The sequence below is a fragment of the Campylobacter coli LMG 9860 genome (assembly GCF_000254135.1).
Taxonomy (GTDB): domain Bacteria; phylum Campylobacterota; class Campylobacteria; order Campylobacterales; family Campylobacteraceae; genus Campylobacter_D; species Campylobacter_D coli.
Window position 1 is genome coordinate 1 of sequence record NZ_AINS01000057.1, and the last position, 17,489, is coordinate 17,489.

The following is a 17,489-nucleotide window of genomic DNA, read 5'->3' on the forward strand; positions in this document are numbered from 1 at the left end:
ATGATGATGCAGGAGAATTTAATAAATTTCTTTCTTCAAATTCTACACCAAAAAGTATAGATATTAAAGCTTAAGGATTTAAAAGTCTTTTAAATTCCTAATCTTAATAAAATAAACCTATTAAAACTTATATAATAAAGAACTTATTATAAATTTTTAGCTAGAATGGAATTTATTTTAACTAAAGGTTGAAAAATGAATGAAAAAATAAGCCAAGATTTAGAAAAATTTGCTAACATACCAAACCTAAAAAATGCCGTAACTTTTTTTGGTTCAGCAAGACTTAAAGAAGATAATTTTTATTATCAGCAGGCTAAAATTTTGGCACAAAAATGTGTTCAAAATGGTTTTTGTGTGATAAGTGGTGGTGGTGGAGGCATTATGTGTGCAGCCAACGAAGGTGCTTTTTCACAAAAAAATAATACAAATTCAATGAGTTCTGTAGGGTTTAATATATTTTTACCTCACGAGCAAAAACTTAATGATTTTGTAGAATATAATATTACTTTTGAGAGCTTAGCCATACGCAAAATGGCTCTTATTGAAAAGAGTCTAGCTTTTGTGATTTTCCCAGGCGGCTTTGGAACACTTGATGAATTGTGTGAAGTGCTTACACTAAAACAACTTGGATTTAAAAGCAATGTTCCTATTATCTTGCTTGGGAGTGAATTTTGGCAAGGCTTTGATGAGTTCGTCAGAAATTCTTTGCTAAAACTTGAAGTCATTTCCAAAGGAGACGAGTTAAAGTATGAAATCACTGACGATTTAGATTATATAATCAATACTTTAAAGGAACTCTAATGAAAATTTTAGTCGCTATGAGCGGTGGGGTCGATAGCACAGTCACTGCTTATAAACTTAAAAATTTAGGTCATGAAGTTATAGGTTGTTATATGAAACTTCATGGCAAACCAAATTATCACGAAGAAAATATCAAAAAAGTAGAAAAAGTTGCAAACTTTTTGCAAATTCCTTATCATATTTTAGACTTACAAGAAGATTTTAAAAACAAAGTTTACATGCCTTTTGTGGATACTTATAAAGAGGGCAAAACACCAAATCCTTGCGCTTTATGTAACCGTTTTATCAAACTTGGAAAACTTTTAGAATTTGCTAAAAGTTTAGGCTGTGAAAAGCTTGCTACAGGGCATTATGCAAGACTTGAAAACAATCTCATTCGTACAGCTGTTGATGAAAGCAAGGATCAAAGCTATTTTTTAGCCAGTGCCGACAAAGAAGCTTTAAAATACCTCATCTTTCCATTGGGCGAAATGAAAAAAGAAGATGTGAAAAAATTTGCTTCTACCATAGAAGTTTTAAAATCATTTGCAACCCAAAAAGAAAGTTCTGAAATTTGCTTTGTTGAAGATACTTATGTGCAAGTTTTAGATCAATTTATGGATACTAAAATTCCAGGAGAAGTGCTAGATAGTAGCGGTAAGGTTGTAGGAAAACACGAAGGCTATATGCACTATACCATAGGCAAAAGACGCGGTTTTGAAGTACGCGGGGCTCACAAACCGCATTTTGTTTTAAAGATCAATCCTAAACAAAATCAAATCATCGTTGGCACCAAAGAAGAATTAAAAATCAATGAATTTAAACTCAAAAATATCAATCTTTTCATCGATGCAAAAGAGCTTGATTGCGAAGTAAAAATCCGCTATAGATCAAAATCCACCCCGTGTAAAGTCATTATAAGTGATGATAAAAGCGCAAGCATTTCTTTAAAAGAGAGTGTTTATGGTTTAGCAAGTGGGCAAATGGCAGTATTTTACGATGGTGATAAAGTCATTGCAAGCGGGTTTATAGAATAAGACTTATCAAAGCTTTAAAAGCTTTGATAAGATTTTAATAAAATCCCAAAAATTTCCACCATACAAGGCCAACAAGTATCATTACGGTTATATCTATCACTGAAATAACAAATCCTACAGACCACCATTTTTTAAGACTTACATAACCTGTTCCAAAAATAACTGGAGCTGTTCCTGTTGCATAATGCGTTAAGGCCATCATAACATTTCCTGATGCTATCATAATAAAAGCATAAAGAAGTGGTGGAGCCCCTAAAGCAAGTCCTGCACTATAAAATACAAAAAACATAGCTGAAATATGCGCTGTGGTTGAAGCAAAGAAATAATGCGTATATAAAAAGGCAAGGCTTAAGAAAATCATAATAGAAATTTCACCAAGTCCCATAGCAGAGGCAAATTCACCCAAAGCTTCAGCTAAAAACTGCGTTACACCGAGCTTTCCAAGTAAAGTTGCCATCATCACAAGGGCTGAAAACCATACCAAAGTATTCCAAGCAGCTTTTTCTGCCAACACCTCACCAAAAGTCAAAACTCCACTTACTAAAACCAAAGAAAGACCAAGCAAGGCAACACTTGTAGCATCAAGAGAAATTCCAAAAAGAAAGCCCAAAGCCCCTGCCCATAAAAGCAAAAGCAATACAAAAACACCTAGCATAATCTTTTCACTACCCTTCATATCACCCAGTTCTTCTAACTTACCCTTTGCAAAAATCTTAGCATTTGGGGTTGATTTAATCTCTGGTGGAGAAAGAAAATAAATCGCCAAAGGCATTAAAAGCATAGCCGCTATACCAGGTAAAAACATACCTAAAGCCCATTGCCCCCAGGTTAAATGCACTTCTAAATTTGTAGCTTGAGCGACCAAATCAACAACCAATGGATTTGGAGCAGTGGCTGTGATAAACATTGCCGAAGAAATAGGATTGGCTTGAAAATTCACCAAAGAAAGATAGGTGCCTATTTTATTTTGTGTTCCATCTTCAGGAGTAGATTTAAAACTTCTTGAGATAGCTTGAACTATAGGATTGATTATCGCACCCGCTCTTGCTGTATTTGAAGGGGTTACAGGAGCTAAGATGGTTTCGCAAAATGCGATAGAATACGCAATACCTAAAGTTTTCTTACCAAAGATACTGATAAAATAATACGCCAAACGCTCTCCAAGTCCTGTTTTTATAACTCCACGAGCTACAATGATAGAAACTACTATAAGCCAAATTAAAGAATTAGAAAATCCGCTTAAAGCATCCTTAATACCTGTTTTGGATTTTAAACTTGATATTGCAGTATTAACTTTTTCATCTATATCTTTTTGGGACATAAATTCAAGAGCTAAAGAGTTTAATGCCGCGATCTTGCTCTCATCAATAAGCTTTTGCGCAGCAACTTTTGAAGTCGCTTTTGCATAAAGTTTATTTAGACTATCTATTTGATATTCTATGTTTGAATTAGATTTTAAAATCTCATTTACTTTAGGTTCTAAATTTTTAGCCACATTTGCTTTGATGAGATTTTCCAAAATACTAGCTTGTGATTTTTGTTCCATGGTAACTTTATAGATATTAGAATTATCTTTTAAAACAATGGCTTCAAGAGTTTTGATATGTGTAGCACGAACAGAACTTTGAGTGGTCGTGATTCCACTTAGTGCCACAATAGCAATAGCTATCATACACACAGCTCCTAAAGGCATTACCTGTAAGATAACCGCCATAATCACCGCAATAAAAAGTCCAAGAAAATGCCAAGAATTCTCCTCTAAACCTATAGGAGTAGGGATTATCCAAAATGCAAGCGCAATAAGGACACACAGTATAAGCATGGGGATTTTCTTTTTCTCCATTTAAGCTCCTTTATTGTATTAAATTTGTTAAATTTTAATTTAACAATTCTTAATTAAGTATTAAAAAATTTTTACCAAAGTCTTGAAATTCTATATGAAAATAAAAATATTTAAGAGATATAAAAAGTAAGTTTAAATGAAATAAACCCTTTCCCAGATGGCTGCGGCACACACTACAATCAAGTGCTCTGCTGTGTTCCCACCCTGAAGCGGTGCTTAAAAATAGCATTGCACAGGTCTAAGAAAAGGCAAAGAAATTATATCATAATATACTTAAAAAGTGTTGAGCTATAAAAACTAAATATAAAAATGTGTAAATATGTAACAAATTGGTTATATTTTATATAAATTTTTAAATTTAATTTGCAAAATTATTGTTTTTTTCAAGGAAATACGATTATATAGATATATTATATAAATTTTTAAGGAAAAATCATGGAAATCAAATGGAGTAAAGATTTTAGCATTAAAAACATACAATTAGATAAACAACACGAACTAATTTTTGAAATTGCTGAAATTGCAAACGATTTAGCTTTAAAAATTCAAGATAATGATGTGCAACACAAAAATGATTTAAAACAAATTCTTACAAAGTTATTCCAATATGTAAAAATTCATTTCAAAGATGAAGAAAAATTTATGGAAAGCATTGATTTTCCTTTGATTGAAGAACATAGAAAATCTCATCAAATATTATTAAAAAAGACTAAAGAGCTTTTAGAACACTCAAATGATATTGTTAAAATGTCATTTGAACTTTCAACATTGACCAAAGATTGGATTTTAGATCATTTTGCTAATGAAGATTTATGGATAGCTAACTTCACAAAAAAAGCTCTACATCTTCAAGAGATTCATTATAATCTAGAGCAATACATAAAATTAAAATCAATTAGGCAAGATTTAAAGACTGAAAAAACCTATGATTATATTTGCAATTGTTCTTTGCGTATCCATGCAGTTCCACAGACTATACATCAAGAGCTTGTTAGCAAAGAAAATACCTTAAAGTGCGAAAAATGTGGGCAAATTTTAGTTCATTTGGATTATTTTGATTTGAATCAAAATTTCGAAAAATTCAATGCTATTTTTGAAGATGCACTACAAAATCACCATTTCACGACTCAAAAAAATGATATGGGGGGGGGATAGATGAATTTTCAAGTAAAAACCTTAGAAACTTTCAATCCTTTTGAAAGTTTAAATCATGAACAAGCAAACACAGAACAAATTCTTGATTTTAGAGTTATAGATTTTAAACTTCTGTGTTCTAGTGTAAAACCAGCAAAAACAAAAACTTATGAAAGAAAGGATTTTGACTTATTTTATGCAGATGATTTTTTTGTAAAAAACTACAATACCATAGTGCAAAAATTTCTTATAGAAATTTACCCAAAAACCCAAAGTTTTCCTTTTACAGTCAAACTTAGATCCAACTCCAACCTAACCCATCTAAAAGCCAGTATCAACCTTACAGAAAATTTTAAATATTACCCTAATTTAAAATTTGATATTTTGCAAAATATCTACAAAATAATGATCAAACAAAAATTTTTAATCTTAAGACTTGATAAAAATTTATTTGACAAGATTGATGATTTTATCTTATCAATACAAAAAAGTCCATCTATTAAAGAAATAGAGCTTGAAATTGCCAAAGGTGTAGATAAGATTGAACATAAAAGTGATGAAATTATTTATCATAGAGATGTTAACGAAGAATGTTTTGACGAAAATATTAACTATGATGAAGGAAACTACTGTAAACCTATTGAAAAAAATGAGCTACTTTTTGAATACATTTATAGAATTCTTGGAAAAGAAGGACGAAATTTAAGAGGAGAAATCCTTCATTTAAATCCAATAGCCTTTCTTGGTAATCCTTTTATCATAAAAGATGAAAGCATTTACACAGAAGAATTAGAAGATAGAATTAAATATTTTAGCGCCAATTATGGATTTTTAAACAAAGATCATACAGGATATTGTATCGCAAATAATTTAAAATTATCACAAATAGGGCTTAAAACAAGCGGTTCAATCAAAACAAATACCGATGAAAATATAAACTTAGAAATCACTAATTTTGATATAAGTGATGATGCTATTAAATCAGGTATTGTAAATGTTCAAGCTTCAAATATAAAAGTAAATGGGAATGTTGGAGCAACAAAACTTTATGGAAAAAATATCAGCATAAAAGGCTTAACTCATGCAAAAAGCGAAATTTTTGCACAAGATATTTTTATTACAACACACAAAGGAACTTTGCAAGCTGACACTGTATATATAAAAAATTTAGAAAATGGGACAATTATAGCTAAAAATGTATTTGTTGAAAACTGCATGGGTGGAAAAATAGAAGCAGAAAATATTTATATTTGCAATTTACTAACGGATAATACTTTATATCCAAGAAAAAATCTAATCATAACAAACAATATAAAATTTAAAAACAATATCGTAGTTTCACCACTAGTTTCTATTGCAAACAACTCAGATACAGAATGCGAAAATCTTAAAAATCTAAGCCTTAAAATAAAAAGTAAGCTTGATGACACCATAAGCGAAATGCAAAATTACTATGATTATCTAATCAAAAATCAAATCAAAATCATCAAACTTCAAAAGACTAAAAATCCTAGCGCCATAGAAATGAAATTTTCAAATCTTTATCACGATATCATAAAAAAATACAATCATCTTAGCATTTCGTATAAAAAATTTATAAAATTAAAATATCAAATTGATGCGAAATTAAATTTCTTAAATGAAATGGTTTACAATGTAAAAATATACATAAAAGCCGAAAATATCGGAGAGGATAATTTTTTAAAATTTTATCCTAACACAAACACCAACCTTGAACTAAAACATCATATAAATTTAAAAGACTATGAAAAGGTTTTATATCTTGAAAAAGGACAGCAAGTAAGTTATATTAAATCAAGCCATAATTATAGCGAAAGCGACATAGAAGAAATTAAAATTATTTTTGAAAAACTAGAAAAAGATAATTCCTAAGAATTATCTTTTCATATTAATGGCTTTTTGTATCATCTGATCACTTGTAGTGATACTTTTTGAGCTTGCATCAAAGGCTTTTTGAGTTACGATAAGGTTTGAAAGCTCTGCGCTTAAATCAACATTTGATTGTTCTAAGAATCCGCCTTTAAATTTAGCTGTATTGATCACTTGTCCATCTTTCATGATAAAGCTAGCATCTCCGCTATTTGCCGTTGCTGCAAAAATATTATCTCCCATAGCAACTAATCCTTGCTCATTGATAAAATTATATAAAGCAAGCTTTCCAACTATGGCATTTTTACCATTGCTAAATTGCGCAACAATACTTCCATCATCGGATATATTATATTGTTCAAAAAACCCTTCAGCTACACCATCTTGTTGTGTAACTACATTTTTTTCGACGCCTTGTTTAATATAAATCCCACTATAACCCGAACCAGGCTTGTTAGCATCATAAGGAGAACCTAAATCAATATTAATTGTTCCACCATTTGGATTTGCAATGCTTGTAATATTGTTTTGAAGCAAAGCACCATTTTTATCAAAAACCATATTTCCTTCAGTCGGATTGCCTACGGCATTGCCATTAGAATCATAAATTTGTGCAATAGCTTTATATTGTATATTATCGCCTTCTTGCGGTAAAACTCTTTCAAGTGTAACCCTTAAAGTGCTTTTACTTCCATCTGCATTATAAATAGGGGATTCTAAAATATCTTTATTAGCTTTTTGTTGCTCTGTTGAAATTTGAGCTGTATCAAGCTTGATGCTATTTTCATCCAATCCTTTTAAATCAAGCTCGTTGCTTTTAAAATTTAGATTTTCATCTAAAGTTGCTTCAAAGCTTGTTTTTACGCCATTATCATCAGTGAAATTTAAAATGATCCTATCACCCGCTTTAGCACTAAACACATCTTCTTTGCTAACACTACCGCTCACTACATATTTGCCATCTTCAGTCTTTTGGACATTAAATTTCGCAGGATCAAGATCGACTTTAACCACTTCTGTTGTTGCATTCGTATTTAAACTTCCACTCCATTTTACATTTTGAGTTACTTGCGGAGGCAAATACATATTCACAGGAACTTTAATCACTCCTTGTGAAGCCGTTGTCCCTATGTTAAAAGCGTCATTTGAATTTACGGTAAAGCCACTATTTACAGGAGTTCCTGTGTTAAGATAATCCCCCATAAGCCCCGCGACTCTATCACTATAACTCACTCCAGCAAAAGCAGGATTCATAGTTCCTAAAACAAAATTTCCATAAGAATCTACCAAATTTCCAGCAGCATCTCTTCTAAATGATCCATTTCTAGTATAGTAAGCATTGCCATCAGCACCCAAAACACCAAAAAATCCTTTTCCTTGAAGTGCCACATCAAATTCACCCTCACTTGCTACAGGTGAACCTTGTTCAAAAACGACTTGAGAAGAAGCCGCACCACTTCCATAGCCTCCTTGGGCAGGGTTGGTTGATTGGGTTGTTATGGTGGTATAAAAAATATCTTTAAATTGAGCATCAGAGTATTTAAAGCCTGTGGTATTGACATTTGCTATGTTATTAGCAGTGATATCAATACCAAAGCTATTGCTTTTTACTCCAGAAATCCCATTATAAAATGAATTCATCATGGCTTATGCCTTTTCCTCTTTGTTGCCATCTTCTGTAGATCCTGAAGAATCTCCGCTTGAACCACTTCCTGAACTACCGCTTCCCGTGCTAGAAGAAGAGCTTAATTTATAATCAGTGATTTCTGATATAGCATCAAAAGGAACTTCTTTTCCAGCCATTTTTGCATAAGCAATACCCTCTTTAAAAACAATTCCTTCTATAGGGTAAGTACCATAATTTGCAGTGATTTTTTCGCCATTTTTATTATTATAAACCATTTTAACAGTGTACTTACCATCACCTGCATAAACCCCATCGTTATTTCTTCCTGGCCACTCCATAGTAAATAAACCTTGAGAAATAGATTTAGCATCGCTTTTTTCACTGAAAACAAGTTTATTATTGCTATCATAAATTTCTAGCGTAACACCGTTTTCATCAGAATCTTCAGGCAAATACATTTTTAGTGCAATAAGCTCATTTGCACCTGTAAGTTTGATTTTATTATCTGAAACAGTTGCCATTTTACCAATAGCCCCTAAAGCTGAAGTACTCATACTTGTACTAAAAGAATCAGAAAGCTTTTGCATAGTTTCAACCATTTTTTGCATGGTAGTATTTGTATTTTGTTGCATTTCAAGTGCTGACAATTGAGAAGTTTGCGTAAGCATTTTATCGCTATCCATAGGATCGGTTGGATCTTGATGTTGAAGCTCTATCAAAAGAAGTTTTAAAAACGCATCCTTATCTAAGGTAGCGTTTGGATTGCTCACTATTCCTGAGCTACTGCTTGAATCTGTTCTAGTTGTTCCACTAGTACTTCCTGAAGAAGTAGCACCTGAAGTTGTAGCAGCGGTATTTAATTTCCAATCCGATGATGATATCATTATAAACTCCTTTTTATTTAGTTTTTTATTATTTAAGCAATAAGTGTTCCAACTTAAAAATACTTCGCTAAAACAAGCTCTAGATTGACTTTTTCACTTTCATTTTTTCCATCTAAAGCATCTTTAAAACCATATCCACTACGATTTTTTCCTTGATTTTGATTTTGCTCTCTTTTACCTTGATCACTAAAATTCATTTCAAGCCCAGTAAATCCCATATTTACAAGAGAATTTTTAAACTCGGCTTGATTTTGGATAAACAAATTCATTGCATTGGTATTGGAATTAAAATTGATATGAAGGTTATTACCTCTTTGTACCAAAGTTACCTCCACTTCTCCAAGATTATTAGGATTGAGCGTGATACTAAGTTTAGTAATAGGCGCTTTGTATTGATCCACAGCCTCTTTTAAATCTTGTGAAAAATACTGCAAAGTTTCTTTAGGAGTGATATTGCGAGCATTGTTTTGTGTTGCTTTATTTAAATCTTTGACTAAAGAATTTAACTCATCTAAGCTATTTTTATCTACATTTTCACTGTGCGTTTTTGTTTGCTCTTGAGTAAAAGTTTCTTTATTAGTATTGTTATTAAAATTTGCATTATTCTCCTTGTTTTGAACTACTTGAGTTTTATTTAAATTTTCAAAATTTAATTTTTGATCAAAGAAATTCTGTTTTATATCTTTATTTTCTTTGTTGTTGTTTTTAAGTTCTTTATTTAGATTAAAATCTTTTTGTGTTAAATGTGTTAAATTTGAAACTAAATTCTGAGTATCTTTGACAATTTCTTTATTTAAATTTTTATCAAGATTTAAATTTTGATTATTATTCTTTAAATTTTTATTTTGTCCTTGCATATCCCCTTGATTTTTATTTAACTCTTTATTAAAATCTTTGTTTAAGTCTTTGTTTTCTTTATTTAAATCTTTAAGATTTGTAAGCTCCTGAGTACTTGCATTGTCTTTTAGCTCTTTGTTTGAATTTTTATCTTGTTTTGTACTATCTTTAATCAAATCTTTAAGATTGTTATCTTTATTTAAATTATCTTGGTTTTTTTTATCTTTTATATTTAACTCTTCTGTTAAATTTTTTGCAAACTCATCATTTTTGATATTTTTTAAAGTATTTTTAGCATCTGTGACATCTTCTTCTATTTTTGATTTAACTTTATCGTTTTTTTCGTGTTTGCTTTCTTTGGATGAAAGTATGGAATCTAAATTTTTTAAAGTTTGAGAAAGCAAAGAACCGCTATCTTTAGAATTTGTTTTTTGCGTAGAATGAGTGCTTGTAGTATGAGTTGTATTTTGTAAATTGTGATTTAAATTTTTACTCACATTAGAAATTTTATTATTGATGATTTCTTTAAAAACATTATCCACAGCACCTTTAAAAAAATCAGCCTTATCTAAATTTGGAAAAGTTGCTTTAAGATCAAGAAGACGATCTACTTTAATATTTTTTACATTTAAGCCCAAATCTTTAGCTATGTCCAAAAGCTCGCTAAGATTTGATGCGCCTTTTAAAGCATTAAAATTAGCTTCTGTTTTGATAAGACTTGAAAGTTGAGTAGAAAGATTTGCCAGTTTAACATCTGCTGTATCTGTTTTTAGCTTATCCAATAAAGAAAGAATTTGCATAAAAGAAGCAGATTCGAAAATACTTATCTTATCACTCTCATCAAAAGCTCCTTTTTGAAGTCTGCTCATCACTTCATTAACAACTTCTTTTTGACCAATCTTCATATGATCAGGTAAAAATTCATTGGTTTCATCAATAGATTTAAGCAAAGAATTTAAAAAACTTTCTGTATCATCTTGGGTTGAATTTTTACTATCGCTACTTTCATGTTCTTTATTTTTACTCATTTTACTAAAAGAACTGCTAGTAGTAGAAGTTTTATTCGGCGTAAGATTTAAAACATCATTTTGCGGAGCTAAATTTGACATCACTTTTCCTTCAAAAAATTATTTTAAAAATTTATCTACCATTACATTAGGAAATTTTTCTTTCAAATAAGAATCTTCATATACTTTAATCATCTTATCTTCATTTAAAGCAGTTAAGATATTTAAAAGCTCTTCTAAATTTTTAGCATTTAAAATTTTCTCTAAATTTTCTTCATTTTCTAAAATTTCTGTAAGCTCACTTGAAATTCTTGCCATTTTTTCGTTTTCATCTGATCTAAAAGTTTCTAAAAGCTCTAAAACTTGAAGCAAAACTTCATTTTTTCTTTCAGCTAGATCGCTTTTAAATTCAACAAAAATCTCTTCATTTAATGGTTTTGACATTTTAACTTCCTTTTTAAAATTTTAATTTCATAAGTTTTTAAAGCAAGAAGTGTTCCAAGTTTTGATACTTTGTAGTTTAAGTTAAATTTTTGTATAATCTAAGCTTTTAAAAATTTAGCTTTGGAGAAGAAAATTTGGAAAACATTAGAAATATAGCAGTTATAGCTCACGTTGACCATGGTAAAACCACTATGGTAGATGAATTGTTAAAACAATCAGGCACCTTTAGCGAAAGAGAACAAATTTCAGAACGCGTTATGGATAGTAACGATATAGAAAAAGAACGCGGTATCACCATACTTTCAAAAAATACAGCGATCAATTACAAAGGTACAAAAATCAACATCATAGATACTCCAGGGCATGCTGATTTTGGCGGAGAAGTAGAACGTGTTTTAAAAATGATTGATGGGGTTTTGCTTTTAGTAGATGCTCAAGAAGGCGTTATGCCACAAACTAAATTCGTGGTTAAAAAAGCTTTATCTTTAGGGCTTAAACCTATAGTTGTAATCAACAAAATCGACAAACCAGCTGCTGATCCTGAAAGAGTAATCAATGAAATTTTTGATCTTTTTGTAGCCCTAGATGCAAACGATGAGCAACTTGACTTTGCCATAGTTTATGCTGCAGCAAAAAATGGTTATGCTAAGCTTGATCTAAACGATGAAAGTGATAATATGGAACCACTTTTTAAAACCATACTTGAACGCGTTCCAGCTCCAAGTGGCACAAATGACAATCCTTTACAACTTCAAGTCTTTACTTTAGGATATGATAACTTCGTAGGTAAAATAGGCATTGCTAGAATTTTCAATGGGGTTGTGAAGAAAAACCAAAGCGTAATGCTTGCAAAAGCTGATGGCACCAAAGTAAATGGTAGAATTTCAAAACTCATTGGCTTTATGGGCTTAGAAAAAATGGATATTGAAGAAGCAGGAAGTGGAGATATCGTAGCTATAGCAGGTTTTGAAGCTTTAGATGTGGGTGATAGCGTTGTAGATCCAAACAATCCTATGCCACTTGATCCTTTACACATTGAAGAGCCAACTTTAAGTATAGTATTTTCTGTAAATGATGGCCCATTGGCAGGAACTGAAGGAAAACATGTAACTTCAAATAAAATCGCTGAACGCTTAGAAGCTGAAATGAAAACTAATATCGCTATGAAATACGAAAGCACAGGCGAAGGCAAATTTAAAGTAAGCGGTAGGGGCGAACTTCAAATCACTATTTTAGCTGAAAATATGCGTCGTGAAGGTTTTGAGTTTTGCATGGGAAGACCTGAAGTTATCGTAAAGGTTGAAGATGGGGTTAAAACAGAACCTTTTGAACATTTAGTTATCGATGTACCTGAGGAATTTAGCGGTGCAGTGATAGAAAAACTTGGCAAAAGAAAAGCTGAAATGAAAACCATGGCACCTACAGGCGATGGACAAACAAGACTTGAGTTTGAAATTCCAGCACGCGGACTTATAGGTTTTAGAAGCCAGTTTTTAACCGATACTAAAGGCGAAGGCGTGATGAATCATAGCTTTTTAGAATTCCGTCCTTTTAGCGGCGCGGTTGAAAAGCGTAACAATGGAGCTTTAATTTCTATGGAAAATGGCGTGGCTTTGGGGTATTCTTTGTTTAACCTTCAAGAGCGTGGAGTGCTTTTCATAGAGCCTCAAACTAAAGTTTATACTGGTATGATTATAGGTGAGCACTCTCGTCCAAATGATTTAGATGTTAATCCTATCAAAGGAAAGAATCTTACCAATGTAAGAGCGAGTGGAAGCGATGATGCAATCAAGCTTGTGCCACCTAGAAAATTAAGCCTTGAAAGAGCTTTAGAGTGGATAGAAGAAGATGAACTTGTAGAAGTTACACCTCAAAATGTGCGTGTTCGCAAACGCTATCTTGATCCAACTCAAAGAAAAAGAATGGAAAAAGCAAAATCTTAATGGATTTAAAAAGCTTAGAAAATAATAGACTTTATATACTTAAACGCTTAGGAATCTTAAAATTCCTAAGCATTATCGAAGCCTTACTTGTAGGTTTTTTAGCCTTTGTTTTTATAAGAGATGCCTTAATCGCAGTAATTTTAGCTGTTTTTGTGGGTGTTTTTTTCTTTCGTTTTATAGCCAAAAAACTAAAACTCGCACAAAAAGAATTACAAATTAATGCTTTAAATTTATTTTTGCGTCGTTTTGGAGCGAAATTTAAAAAGCAAAGTTTAAGCCAAAAAGACTTTTTAAAATTAGGACTTACAAAGGATTTGAAAGAATTTAAAAGTCAAAACTGCTTTGAATTTAAGGATTTTAAAATTTATGATATTCAGTTTTTGGACGAAAATAAACGCTTTTTTTGCGGAATTTTGCTCGAAATTTTAAGTGCAAACAAAAATCCTAGCTTTGAAAATGAAGAGCAAATTTATATCAAACTTCAAGATAAAAATTTCACTTTAAATCATGTTTTTTCTAAAGAAAATCATTATCTTATCGCCACTCTAACAAATCCTTTTTTCATAGACTTAAAAGAAAGTCTAGAGAAAAATTTCAAAAATTTAGAAAACAATCTCAAGCTAATAGAAGAAAAAATCATCAAAATTTAATCCTCATCTTTAGCCAAATTTTCCAAGCTTTTAAGCCCTTCTTCGCCTATCAAATTCCCGCCTTGCAAGTCGCTAAATATAGCATTTAAAGAACTCACTATGGCAGTAGAATTAAAGCTTAAATTTTCTATAGCTCTTTCTCTTTTTTTCCATATATTTTGCAAGGCTCTTTTTTCTGCTTCTAGCTCTTCTTTCATATTTTGATAAGTTTTGAGTATGAAGGTGATTTGAGTGTTAAATTCCTTAGAATTGAGGTATTCGTATAAGATATGATTTTTCTCATCTTTGTTTTGTAAAGCATTTTTGAGCTTGTAAGCATTGACTATGTTTTCTCTAAGCACCGCCAAAACGCCTTTAAATTCAGCAAAAGTGCAGATTAAAATCCCCTCTTTAAAATGTGTTTTTTGCTTGTCTTTAGGCATGGTTTTGGTGATTAAAACCGCTATATCACTTTTAGCGGCTATGCTGTCAAGCTTAAGCTTGTCGATCCATTCTTTATTAAACTCTTTAGTGCGTTTGCTCTCATACAAAATACTACCGCAAATATTGCCAAAGCTGTCTTTTACGATATGCAAACAATCCGCCCCATTTACTCCCTTTGGCACTTCTTTTACTTCATCGCTTAAATACTCACTTTGTATGTATTCTTCTATGAGTAGTTCGGCTGCTTCGCCTTGGAGTTGCTGTGAGCCTTGTTCTATCCTGCGTTGTGCGTCTTCTAGCTTTTGAGCTACACTTTTAAAATTCGTTTCTAGTTCTTTGTATTTAAGATCTTGCTCTTGAGTACTTTTTTGAAATTCAAGACGCATTTTTTCTCTTTCAAATTCCAAATTTTTGCTTTCTTGTTCTTTAAATTCTTTAAAAGCCTCTTCTTTGGCTTGAAATTTCAATCTTTCTTCATTTTCTTTTTGCTCTCTTTTTAGTCTTTCATTTTCAGCCTTTATGCTTAAAAACTCGCTAAGCTCTTTGCTTTTTTTCTCGAGTTCTTCTTGCATGATTTTCATTTCATTTTCATGCTCTTTGTTAAATTTCTCGCTGAATTCTTTTTGGAAATTTTGCTTTTGTGTGAGAAGTTCTTGTTCAAATTTTTGCTTTTCTAAAAGAAGCTTTTGGCTTACTTGCTCGTTTATGAGTTTTTCTTGTTCTATCTTTTGAGTTTTTAAATCATTTAAAGCTTTGGTATATTCAGCTCTTTTAGCATTTACCTCATCATCAAATTCTTTTTTTTGTTTTAGCATTTCTTGCTTAGCTTTATCTAAAATTTGAGCATATAAAGCAGTGCTAATATCGATAAAACTTCCACAACTTGGGCATTTGATTTGTTCATTTTGGTTTAAATTTTGCATAAAATTTCCTTAGAATTTTTCCCTAAATTTAACATAGAAAAACAAAGATTATTCTAAGATTGACTTGTTAAAATCATTCTTTTAGAATAATTAGGATTACAAATGCAAAAACACACCAAAATTCACGGCTTTGCTAAATTTAAACTTATCATTATCCTTGCTTTGATGTCAAGCATAGCGCCACTTTCTACAGATATGTATTTGCCTGCACTTTCTCATGTGGAGCAAAGTTTTCAAACTAATTCTTTTTTAACCCAACTTAGTATCGCAAGTTTTTTTATCGCTTTTGCTTTAGGACAGCTTATATATGGGCCTTTAAGTGATATTTTTGGGCGTAAAATTCCAGCTTTGGTAGGGATATTTTTCTTCATCGTTTCGAGTTTGTTTTGTGTGATTATCGATGATATTTATGCTTTTATCGCTTTGAGATTTTTTGAAGCACTTGGGGGTTGTGCAGGTGTGGTTATCGCAAGGGCTATTGTCAATGACTTGTTTGAGATCAAAGAAGCTGCAGGGATTTTTGCTTTGATGATGGTTTTTAGTTCTCTTGCTCCTATGCTTTCGCCAACTTTTGGGGGAATTTTACTAGAGTATTTTTCATGGCATAGTATTTTTGCGACTTTGTTTGCTTTGGGAATTTTGCTTTTTTTGATGATACTTTTTGGTTTAAAAGAGTCCGCACCTCATCTTAAAAACAAAAAATTTTCCCATCATGAAGCGATGAAAAGCTACAAATTTGTTTTAAGCGATAAACGCTTTTTGGTTTATATACTATGTGCTTCTTTTGCTTTGGCGGCGATGTTTGCTTATATCACAGGATCAAGCTTTGTTTTTACGCAGTTTTTTAGCTTAAGTGAGCAAAAATTTGCCTTGCTTTTTGGGGTAAATGCTTTAGGTTTTGTCATCTGTGCAAATATCAATGTGAGATTGGTTTTAAAATACGAAAGCGAAAAAATTTTGGCAAAAGCTTTGATGATAATGTTTATATCGACTGTGATTTTACTTGTAAATGCTTTTTTTCACCCAAATTTCTTGCTTTTTGAACTTAGTATTTTTACAAGTATCGCTATGCTTGGTTTCATCGCACCCAATACCACGACTTTGGCTATGGCAAGGTTTAAAGAACATAGCGGAACTGCTTCTGCGGTGCTTGGAACGGTGCAATTTGGTTTTGCAGGGCTTATTTCTTTTGTGGTTGGAGCTATTAACGCAAATACACCGATAATCCTTGCTTTTGTAATGTGTGCTTGCGTATTGGTTGCAAATATGATATATTTTCTAATCAAAATAAAGGAAAAAAATGAAAACAAATAATATCTTTATGGCTTTAGCCATAGTTTTGGCAAGTTTGATTCTAGCTTTTGGATTTAACAAGGCTTTAAGTGATTTTAAAACACTTGAAAGAAGTGTAAGTGTAAAGGGTTTAAGTCAAAAAGAAGTCGAAGCGGATACTTTGATACTTCCTATAAAATTCACAAGATCAAACAACAATCTTACAAATTTATACGAAGAACTAGAACAAGATAAAGAAAATATCATCAAATTTTTAAAAGAACAAGGCGTAAAAGAAGATGAGATCAGCTACAACTCGCCAAACATCATAGATCGTTTAAGTGATCCTTATAGCAACGACACTCAAGCTGCATACCGATACATAGGCACTGCGAATTTACTCATCTATACTCAAAATGTAAAGCTTGGAAAAAGCATACTAGAAAACATTTCAAGTCTTGCAAAATTTGGTATAGTAACAAAAATCGATGATTATGATATAGAATACCTTTACACGAAGCTAAATGAGATAAAACCACAAATGATAGAAGAAGCAACGCTCAATGCTAGAAATGCAGCGATAAAATTCGCACAAGATTCAAACAGCCATCTAGGCAAGATAAAAAAGGCTTCTCAAGGACAATTTAGCATCAGCAACAGAGATAAAAACACCCCTTATATCAAAACCATAAGAGTGGTTTCTACTATAGAATACTACTTAAAAGACTGATGATGAAATTTCAAGCTAAGCTTTAAGGCTTAGCTTGGTACTATGGAATTTTTTCGTGCGGTTTT

At 31.6% G+C, this 17,489-nt stretch carries 14 protein-coding genes and 1 other RNA gene; 8 read left to right on the plus strand and 7 right to left on the minus strand.

Going from position 1 to position 17,489, the window contains the following annotated elements; all coding sequences use genetic code 11:
• Nucleotides 1-195: 195 nt before the first annotated feature.
• Nucleotides 196-801, plus strand: coding sequence for an LOG family protein (locus tag CCO88_RS07740; RefSeq protein ID WP_002813095.1), 606 nt, complete (start codon nt 196-198; stop codon nt 799-801).
• A complete protein-coding gene (gene mnmA / locus CCO88_RS07745) occupies nt 801-1,817 on the plus strand; it encodes a tRNA 2-thiouridine(34) synthase MnmA (protein WP_002779305.1) in 1,017 nt (338 codons plus the stop codon). The genes CCO88_RS07740 and mnmA overlap by 1 nt, the downstream gene beginning before the upstream one ends.
• Nucleotides 1,818-1,851: 34 nt before the next feature.
• On the opposite strand, the gene CCO88_RS07750 is transcribed toward mnmA, so the two are convergent.
• Together CCO88_RS07750 and ffs are read right to left on the minus strand one after the other, a co-directional pair.
• Nucleotides 1,852-3,660, minus strand: a complete 1,809-nt coding sequence (locus tag CCO88_RS07750; protein ID WP_002788192.1) for a DASS family sodium-coupled anion symporter — start codon at nt 3,658-3,660, stop codon at nt 1,852-1,854.
• Between the two features lie 147 nt (nt 3,661-3,807).
• Nucleotides 3,808-3,905: signal recognition particle sRNA small type (ffs, locus tag CCO88_RS10180), an RNA gene on the minus strand.
• A gap of 190 nt (nt 3,906-4,095) precedes the next feature.
• Here ffs and CCO88_RS07755 point away from each other — a divergent pair.
• Nucleotides 4,096-4,815 (plus strand): bacteriohemerythrin, encoded by a 720-nt coding sequence (locus CCO88_RS07755; RefSeq protein ID WP_002792312.1) that lies wholly within the window; start codon nt 4,096-4,098, stop codon nt 4,813-4,815.
• Entirely contained in the window at nt 4,816-6,687 is a 1,872-nt protein-coding gene (locus CCO88_RS07760; RefSeq protein ID WP_002840005.1) for a flagellar assembly protein A, read from the plus strand.
• A 3-nt stretch (nt 6,688-6,690) separates the two neighbouring features.
• Here the strand turns inward: CCO88_RS07760 and CCO88_RS07765 are convergent, their stop codons facing one another.
• Genes CCO88_RS07765 through CCO88_RS07780 form a run of 4 tightly spaced genes read right to left on the minus strand, consistent with a single transcriptional unit; the run spans nt 6,691 to nt 11,483 of the window.
• On the minus strand, nt 6,691-8,328 hold the full coding sequence (locus CCO88_RS07765; RefSeq protein WP_002840007.1) for a flagellar hook protein FlgE: 1,638 nt from the start codon (nt 8,326-8,328) through the stop codon (nt 6,691-6,693).
• A 3-nt stretch (nt 8,329-8,331) separates the two neighbouring features.
• Complete coding sequence (locus CCO88_RS07770) at nt 8,332-9,195, minus strand: flagellar basal body rod modification protein (RefSeq protein ID WP_002813105.1); 864 nt, start codon at nt 9,193-9,195, stop codon at nt 8,332-8,334.
• 53 nt (nt 9,196-9,248) lie between these two features.
• Nucleotides 9,249-11,144: a flagellar hook-length control protein FliK gene (gene fliK / locus CCO88_RS07775; protein WP_072233346.1), complete on the minus strand. Its 1,896-nt coding sequence runs from the start codon at nt 11,142-11,144 to the stop codon at nt 9,249-9,251.
• A 15-nt stretch (nt 11,145-11,159) separates the two neighbouring features.
• Nucleotides 11,160-11,483, minus strand: a complete 324-nt coding sequence (locus tag CCO88_RS07780) for a hypothetical protein (RefSeq protein ID WP_002782892.1) — start codon at nt 11,481-11,483, stop codon at nt 11,160-11,162.
• 134 nt (nt 11,484-11,617) lie between these two features.
• Between CCO88_RS07780 and typA the strand changes: the two genes are divergently transcribed.
• Complete coding sequence (typA, locus tag CCO88_RS07785) at nt 11,618-13,426, plus strand: translational GTPase TypA (protein ID WP_002779297.1); 1,809 nt, start codon at nt 11,618-11,620, stop codon at nt 13,424-13,426.
• Nucleotides 13,426-14,076 (plus strand): hypothetical protein, encoded by a 651-nt coding sequence (locus CCO88_RS07790; RefSeq protein WP_002782318.1) that lies wholly within the window; start codon nt 13,426-13,428, stop codon nt 14,074-14,076. Before typA ends, CCO88_RS07790 begins: the two co-directional genes overlap by 1 nt.
• On the opposite strand, the gene CCO88_RS07795 is transcribed toward CCO88_RS07790, so the two are convergent.
• Nucleotides 14,073-15,422 (minus strand): DUF2130 domain-containing protein, encoded by a 1,350-nt coding sequence (locus CCO88_RS07795; protein WP_002786223.1) that lies wholly within the window; start codon nt 15,420-15,422, stop codon nt 14,073-14,075. The genes CCO88_RS07790 and CCO88_RS07795 overlap by 4 nt on opposite strands.
• 102 nt (nt 15,423-15,524) lie before the next feature.
• On the opposite strand from CCO88_RS07795, the gene CCO88_RS07800 reads away from it, so the two are divergent.
• Nucleotides 15,525-16,736: a multidrug effflux MFS transporter gene (locus CCO88_RS07800; protein WP_002824169.1), complete on the plus strand. Its 1,212-nt coding sequence runs from the start codon at nt 15,525-15,527 to the stop codon at nt 16,734-16,736.
• Complete coding sequence (locus CCO88_RS07805; protein ID WP_002807560.1) at nt 16,723-17,424, plus strand: SIMPL domain-containing protein; 702 nt, start codon at nt 16,723-16,725, stop codon at nt 17,422-17,424. Before CCO88_RS07800 ends, CCO88_RS07805 begins: the two co-directional genes overlap by 14 nt.
• The last annotated feature ends 65 nt before the right edge of the window (nt 17,425-17,489 follow it).